Annotated in this window: 9 protein-coding genes and 1 pseudogene; all 10 read right to left on the bottom strand. The window is 37.4% G+C overall.

The window, feature by feature from the left end; translation table 11 throughout:
- Positions 1–173: 173 nt before the first annotated feature.
- On the bottom strand, positions 174–431 hold the full coding sequence (locus F6K22_RS24530; protein ID WP_293103963.1) for a hypothetical protein: 258 nt from the start codon (positions 429–431) through the stop codon (positions 174–176).
- A 17-nt stretch (positions 432–448) separates the two neighbouring features.
- The gene (locus tag F6K22_RS42445) at positions 449–757 is read right to left on the bottom strand and encodes a helix-turn-helix domain-containing protein (protein WP_363274328.1); all 309 of its coding nucleotides are present in this window, start codon (positions 755–757) and stop codon (positions 449–451) included.
- Positions 758–1,020: 263 nt separating this feature from the next.
- Positions 1,021–2,478, bottom strand: a complete 1,458-nt coding sequence (locus tag F6K22_RS24540; RefSeq protein WP_293103965.1) for a peptidoglycan-binding domain-containing protein — start codon at positions 2,476–2,478, stop codon at positions 1,021–1,023.
- A gap of 753 nt (positions 2,479–3,231) precedes the next feature.
- Positions 3,232–3,438 (bottom strand): zinc ribbon domain-containing protein, encoded by a 207-nt coding sequence (locus tag F6K22_RS42450; RefSeq protein ID WP_363274331.1) that lies wholly within the window; start codon positions 3,436–3,438, stop codon positions 3,232–3,234.
- Positions 3,419–3,649 (bottom strand): zinc ribbon domain-containing protein, encoded by a 231-nt coding sequence (locus F6K22_RS42455; RefSeq protein ID WP_363274333.1) that lies wholly within the window; start codon positions 3,647–3,649, stop codon positions 3,419–3,421. Before F6K22_RS42455 ends, F6K22_RS42450 begins: the two co-directional genes overlap by 20 nt.
- Positions 3,650–4,211: 562 nt before the next feature.
- The gene (locus tag F6K22_RS42460; protein ID WP_363274336.1) at positions 4,212–4,571 is read right to left on the bottom strand and encodes a helix-turn-helix domain-containing protein; all 360 of its coding nucleotides are present in this window, start codon (positions 4,569–4,571) and stop codon (positions 4,212–4,214) included.
- Between the two features lie 134 nt (positions 4,572–4,705).
- Positions 4,706–4,969 carry a zinc ribbon domain-containing protein gene (locus F6K22_RS24550; RefSeq protein ID WP_293103968.1) on the bottom strand — a complete coding sequence of 88 codons (264 nt, stop codon included), beginning with the start codon at positions 4,967–4,969 and terminating at the stop codon, positions 4,706–4,708.
- Positions 4,970–5,122: 153 nt separating this feature from the next.
- Positions 5,123–5,344, bottom strand: a complete 222-nt coding sequence (locus F6K22_RS42465) for a hypothetical protein (RefSeq protein WP_375340192.1) — start codon at positions 5,342–5,344, stop codon at positions 5,123–5,125.
- Between the two features lie 565 nt (positions 5,345–5,909).
- On the bottom strand, positions 5,910–6,086 hold the full coding sequence (locus tag F6K22_RS24555) for a hypothetical protein (protein ID WP_293103970.1): 177 nt from the start codon (positions 6,084–6,086) through the stop codon (positions 5,910–5,912).
- Positions 6,087–7,413: 1,327 nt separating this feature from the next.
- Positions 7,414–7,570: pseudogene (locus tag F6K22_RS24560) on the bottom strand (tRNA (guanosine(37)-N1)-methyltransferase TrmD); the annotation flags it as partial.

A 7,570-nucleotide genomic window follows, 5' to 3' on the forward strand; every position in this document is an offset into this window, starting at 1 on the left:
GCCTCTTTCCGGTCTAAAGGCGCGCTCCACAGACAAGACAGCGCCGCCAAAGGGGGTCTCCCCCATGAGCGACTGGCGCTGACACTGCTAGCCCAGCAGCCTTTAGATATTAGAATTGTCGCGAAATAAAACCTAAAAGTTAAATGGAAAATTTCTACCTTTCAATCATTAAATTATGCTGCCATTAAGTAGAAATTCCAGAGTCCAGCCGCAGTGAACATGAAGCGATAATCTAAATCTTTGATGTGATTTCGATATAATCTTCTAGCTGCATTATATCTCTTTACCCCAGATATTGTATGTTCACATTTGACGCGATACTGCTGAGGCAACGCTCCGCGAACGCTACTTTTTTCTTTATTGAGATGTTTTTGTTGGTCAGTTAATTCCTTCCCTCGAGGTTTTTTCGTGGGTCGGCTTGATGTTGACAAATTCCTTGCTCTGTAACTTAGGTTCTGGTAAGGCCATTTTCTGCCCTAAAGCACTCTAAGCGCAATGGCTGTAGTCTTAACATCCAATGGTGTGCTCTGCTGCGGTGTAAATCAAACAATACTCCTGCCATATCAAAGGTAGGGTAGCACTTAAAGTAGAACAAGATAAAAAATAACTTGTCTTTAGCTTGTAGCAATCGCGCTTTTCTTCCTCCTCCCAGAGATCGGAGTCTTGGTTTTTGGGTATTGGCAATCGCTTCCAATTCAAGTTGGACACAAAAAGCTTGTAATAATTCATCGAATGCCTTACGGTTTAGTCCAGTCAATGCCCTTAATCAGCGGTCTTCTTTTAGCACCCGATTGATATCTAACATTGTGCCATTTCAAACACCCTACTAACTCTATACTTTACCTTATAAAGCGACAAGTCTATTAAAGCAAACTATTGGAAAAACCGCAACATTGATTGGTTTTCCCATGCGACGCTCCCTTGTCAGGAGAGCGCGGGTCAAGGGCTAACGTTGAGATAAATGACTTCTTCAAGAGGTTAAAACCGCCTGTCTCTCATCTTCGGTTAAGCTAAGGATAGTTAATCCCCAATATCTTTTGTAGTAATTCCATAACGTAGTTGAGCTTTTGCTACTGCTGCTCTTGTTTCTGAATTATAAACTCCATTCAATGGACCAAAATACAGTCTTTGTAAACGAAGTCGATTTTGAAGTTCTAACACTTGTCTTTGGCTGCCGATATAACTGACTTCTTGCCCAGAAGTATTTTGGGTGACAATCAAAGGATGTCTTAACGCTTGTAATGTATTTCTTCGAGCTACCCCACTAGCAACAAATCCCAAATCTTGCTGAAAGCGTCTGACCGCAAACTCTGTCCCCGGTCCAAAAAAGCCATCAATGAACCCTGGATAATAACCCAATCTTGTTAACAAAATCTGGAGTTGTTTTACAGCCAAACCTTGATCGCCTCGTTGTAGCACGTTTAAGGATGAGTATTGCCCAGTAGTATAATTGGCTCTGGAGTGAGATACTGGACCTGGAGGTAAAACTTGATTAGGATTAAATAGAAATGCTTGGGTTGTTGGTCCAACTATACCTGTAGGAGTAATTCTATTTCTCCTTTGAAAATCAATTACTGCTATTTCTGTAATCCGATCAAAATAGTTAGTTATTTGTCCCTGATAATAACCTAAATTCTGTAAACGTTGTTGTAATTTTCCTATCTCAGGACCTGTGTTTCCACGTCGCAGAAATACTCTCTCCACAGGAACAGACTTATTATCAAACAGAAAGTCTCTAGTGGTAGTCCCTACCTGACCCGTCGGTGTAATTCTATGAACACTTTGAAATCTAATGACCGCAGTTCTAGTATTTTGGTCATAAATATTATTGATTGGACCTCTGTAAAACCCTAGTTCTTTTAAACGTCTTTGAATAATTCCTACTTGAGGGCTAACTTCTCCAAAAGATAATACTTTTGTGGGAAAATTTAATAACAAGCTATTAGTTTGGGTTGTTCTTCTACCGACAAATAGTAATGACCAGGTGGTAGGTTCAATTTCACCAGTAGGTTTAATACCATTGTCTTCCTGGAACTGTCTAACCGCTCTTTCTGTTATTGGGCCATAATAGCCAGTTAGGTTAGCACTAAAATAGCCTAGTTCTCTGAGTTTTCTTTGAACTGCTGCTACTGTTGCAGCTTTGTCTCCACGTCTTAGATAGACTGCACTATTAGGAGAAAGAATTGCATTATTTTCTGGTCTAGATCCAGAAAAGAAAGAGTTTGTTGCTAGTTGTGTTTGAGCTATTATATTTTCCTTAGTCTGGCTCAGATTAAAATAACTATTTGTTTCAGGAGCAGAAATTTCTGGCATCCGAGCAAAACTAGCATTAATCAGAATAGAATTAATAATTACTAATGATAAAAAGTTTATATAAGCGAAGCTAGAAAGTTTTTTCCAGTTAAGTCCTTCAATAAGTTTGAAATCCTTAATTTCTTCACTAACGAGAAAAAATTCTAAGTATGCAAGGGATTCCATAAATTTTCCTGGGAGACTCTAGTTTTTAGATTAACAAGCTAAATTTAATTTTAGTATTGAGATTGTTTGATAATTTTTTATGACTACAATTAAGTATATTTTTAACTATTTCAGTATTGAAAATTCACAAAGACTGCAAAATATCTGCTTAGTAAGCATTTAGATCTCAGCTATTAGCTGTCAGCCATTTAAAAATTATCAGCGAAAATAAACAGTTACGGTCAAAGCATTCTTTGCCGATCTTCATCATGAATTACTTGGCGCTTTTTTACCCACCGAAAACCTGACTTATAGCCCATTCAGCAGTAAAAGCTGACTACTAATACTTTAATGCTTACTATAATTATTACTAAGTTACACTATATTAAAGTCTAGTATAACTAGAAATTTTTATATACAAAGCTAGAGAAGTTTCTAAAATATCTCTAGGTATTTTCCTATCCTTGCTCTAGGGTGGACTATAATATAATATTACTGTAAGGATTCAGGTATCTCAAACCCAGTTATAGAGAGACTTCTGAAAACGACTGATTCAACAATTTAACAGCCTCATTCTAAATAATCACGAAAATAAAGGCTTGTAGCAATCTCTAATTGAAAATATAATTTTGGAGGCAAATGCGGTCAATGCTTACCCATTAAGATTTATAGGCTTTTCCATAATACTTGAATCCTTACATATTACTTGGTTTGATTTATTGATTATTAAACAGGTACATTGACATCCTCTCCGGCCTGAAGGCACGGATATTCCTACTGAACCCTAGCTTTTCGGTGGGTTGACGTTTCATTGGCTGCTGCTACTTTGGCAGTAGTCTTACGCTTGCCTCCACGTCCGTTTAATGTCTCAGACTGCCCGCCCGCGACTAATATATTTATTGCTGCATTCTCATCTCTATCGTGTCTTGTACCGCAGTTGAGACACTCCCATTCTCGCACCTTAAGGTCGCTCCTTGCCACCTTTAAAGCCACAGCATGAGCATACTTGGGACGTTGGTTCCCAACGACTAATTACTCTAAAATCACGACCATATTTTTCTGCTTTTCCTTCTAGGAATGTTCTGAAAGTTCTCCAACCTAAATCAGAAATTGCTCTGGATAATTTACGGTCTCTTGGTGCGCGTTTCCTTGCGACTTTCGTCGTCGCGGGGTCGCACCGCTTTTTCACCATACCAGAAACGTTGTCATACTTCTAAAACAATTGTTTGGTTTTCACTAATTATTTTAGTAGATAATTTATGCAGAAAATCTGTTAAGCGTATCTTTCAGTTTGGCATGAAATTTAGCCACTCTAACCCGTGCTTTTTCATACCTTTTAGATCCTTTAGTTTTATTAGATAATGATTTGCTTAATTTTCGTTAGCGAAGCTCCTCTGAAAGAGGCTATTTATTAATTCGTTTCTTTAGTGGTTTTGGCGCATCAATTTTTTGACCATGTAGGGACGTTGCATGCAACGTCCCTACTGTAGTCCCTACTGTAGCAAAAGTTTTGATTCCTAAATCTATACCTACTGAATTATCAGTTTTGGGTAAAGTTTCTGGTTGTATTTGTACTACAAAACTAAGAAAGTATCTAGTAGGGGCATCTATGCGAATCGCCCCTACAATCTTTAATAACTGTTACTGAGCTAGGCTCACTGGGTAGTTGTCTTGACCAGGCGACTTTAAGCTTTCCAATTTTAGCGTTGCTAGGAACTTGATATTGATGTACTTTAAACCCCCTCAAGGTAAATCTAGCAGTTTGCGCGTGATTTCCTAGTTTTAAATTTGGGAGGTTTTATGGCTTGGCCTTTTCTCTGGCATTTTGTAGAACTGAAAAAGTTTTGATCAGCTTGGTTTAAATCATTCAGTGATTGCTGTAATGGTACAACTGAAACCTCCGATAGCCATTCTCTATATACAGTCTTTTTTGCTTGAGTAATAAAGAGTTTTTGTAGCTCAGAATTAGTGGGTTTCTTTTCTCCTAATCTGTACTTTTCCTGACAGCAAGCTAGACTATCATTCCACACAACACGAACAGAACCAAACAGCTTTGCTAATCTGGCTTTTTGTCCCGGTGCTGGATAAATACGATATTTAAATCTAGCTTTCATAATTTTTGTTTAAACTAATAATATGATAGCATACTTACTACTTTTTCACCAATAAACCAATAAAAAGTCGCCCGCTTATGGGCGAGGCTTCAGACCCATTTTCTTGGTGAAGTTATCTCCCGTTAAATCGGAGATTATAACAAGAGCTTCTCAAACAAAGAAGTTTCTTGTTTCACAGGCTGATTAATATCTACGCCTCCACAAGCAGACAAGATGATACCCACCTCGTTTAATGCTTTATTTAATGATATGTTAATTGCTGCATTCTCGTCCCGATCTAAAACTACTTTACATTTAGGACAACAGTGAGTTCTAATTGACAAAGTTTTAGGTACTTTTTGACCACAATTACTGCAATGGATGCGATGTATGATTCGGAAGTAAGGGGGAATGGCCATTCCCCCTTACTTAGCCCTTACTTACATGAACACCGCGTTTGACCGCCACTTCATTCAATCTTTCAATAAAAGCACCCCAGGCTGCATCGTAAATTGATTTTGAGAGTTTCGTGTTTCTAGCTAAACCTTTAATATTAAGATCTTCGACAGCAATTAGGTCATTAGGTCATATTTTCTCGCCAATTTATGAGCAGTATTGAGCGCCAAAATCTTCTCTTTGCTGGGCAAAGAGCATGAAATTAATGAGCAACGGTCAACTTGACATCTAGTTCTATTCAACCAGTCTAATCGTTGACCAAGAGCATAATTCCAATGTCGCCGTAACAATTCTAGCCAATAATCAATTTTGACTGACTGTTCACAAGTAGGCTTAATTTTGTAGCAATTGAGTAATTATCATAATTTTATACTACTCTTTAAGTGCTATATTTATATATCAATCGACACCTTTTTAATTTACTCTCGACAATTCCACTCCCGTTAAATCGGACATTATAACGGGATACCCCTTGCAGAATCAAGTTGGAATTCTCAAATTGTTGATATCCAAAAGTTTTGGACTTCAGGGAACAGTTTAACTGGTCACAAGAAACAGAGAACGGGGAAGAAAAAAAAGACTATAACCTCATTAATAGGAAAACCCTCGTTTATTAGACCTAGGCGTGAAAAAGATATAGATTTTTTGGGCATACTAGGGAACACTTAACTGGGAACAGAGAACAGATAAGATATTTTTACGAAAAAGGCAGAAAAAAGAATTTTTTCTGGTGACTTTTTTTTCTTTAGCTAATATAACTAAAAGGTTTATTTATTTTCCGCAGATGTCTATCATATTCTCAGTACAATAATTTTATTGTAGAGCATCTATGAGGCTAATTTAATTTATTTGTGCCTCCAAGCATCTATTTCCATCATTTTGTTGTACGACACAAATCAAGATTTAAACTAAACCTGCGCGATCGCAAATTAAAGCTACGATAGCAGCAAAAATCGTAATTCCTAGAGCAGTCATAGGATTTTGGCCTTGAGCAACAGCAAAAGAAGTAGCTACACCAGCTCCTAAAGCAGCAGTAATAGCTACAACTAATGGGTCACGGTTTGAACGATTGTTATACATTTTTAACCCTGGATATTTTTCTTAAACAATTTATCTCAACGTTGTTTGAAGACTTGCACTCTTGGTCAGCAGAAACTGCCCATGGCGAAGTCAGTAAATCCCGCATTGTCAGGCTATGCGCAACATCAGGAGGATGTCAAAACTAACAACGTTGTATAAACCTATCATTCAAATAATGATTAAAGTGGCAATTATTACGATTTTGCAATTAAGATTTAGATAAATCTAAATTTCTTAACAAATACTATCGTGGCCTAATTCTTGTTTGAATTGTCTATAGAACCCATTTGGTATCTTTCCGTTGACATCCTCCCCGGCCTAGAAGGCGCGGATATTCTTGCTGAACCCTAGCTCTTCGGTAGGTTGTTAGACTAAGCAAACCCATTTCTGGGCGATCCTTTATAGGGTCTGCTCGTCTGCTGCATTCTGGTCTCCATCATGTTTTGCTCCACAGTTTAGACACTCCCATTCTCCCACCTGAAAAGTCTAACTTTCCACCTTTAAACCCACAACAACAGCAAGTTTGAGATGTAGGTTCCTATCTATTAATCACTCTTAGATCGCGACCGTATTTTTTCGCTTTTCCTTCTAAAAAAGTCCTAAATGCTCTCCACCGCTCAACTAAACTTACTCAAACTTACTCAAAAACCTTTTTCAGGCTTTCTGATAAATTGATTCATCTGGATAGGGCAGTATGTTTCGACCTTTTGTCTTATGTTTATATTTGGGAATTTTTGGTTTCCCTAAAAATTTAAATGTCGTTGTTTTTGCCACTCTTTTAAAGCGGCAAAATAACTACTCCAAGCTGAGTCTAATCTTCTGATTATTTGGTTACTTACTTTGGTAGGTAAAGCATGAATTTCGGAACTTTAAAGCTTTTGCCTATCTATATTTAAGCCTATTTTTGGTCACTGTTTTGTCTAAGTCCCATTAACAAGAATCAAGATGACCGAGTCAGGAGATGGAGGGAGGGAATACCCAAAAAAGGTTAAAAAATATTCCAATACTCCCTATCTTCATCTCTATTAATTATGTAATACCAATTCACTTTAAACTTTAAAGATTTTACAAATAGTTTCAAACCCCATAAGTGAAATAATTTCCTGAAATTACTGTGGAGTAAAAGTTTTAAGCCTATAAAATATAACTTTTTACTCTCAGATGTGTGTCTTACGTTCTGAGGAAACCTCAGAATTATGCACTCGCTTTTAACTTCCGTGAAACGGTATAAGTAGGCAAGAAAAATTTTTAGTAAAACTATTGCCCATTGCTTATTTCCCATTCTCTGACCCCAGGCCTTAGATCTATTCAAAAAAGCTTGATTCGATCAATTATCATCATTTTTGAGCAAGTCTGGACGACGAGACTTTGTTCTCTGAATTTGTTGTTCATAACGCCATCTTGCTATTTCGGCATGATGTCCAGAAAGCAAAACATCTGGAACCTTCCAACCACGAAAATTAGCAGGTCGAGTATAGTGAGGA

The sequence above is a fragment of the Okeania sp. SIO2F4 genome (assembly GCF_010672385.1).
In the GTDB taxonomy this organism is placed as follows: Bacteria; Cyanobacteriota; Cyanobacteriia; order Cyanobacteriales; family Microcoleaceae; genus Trichodesmium.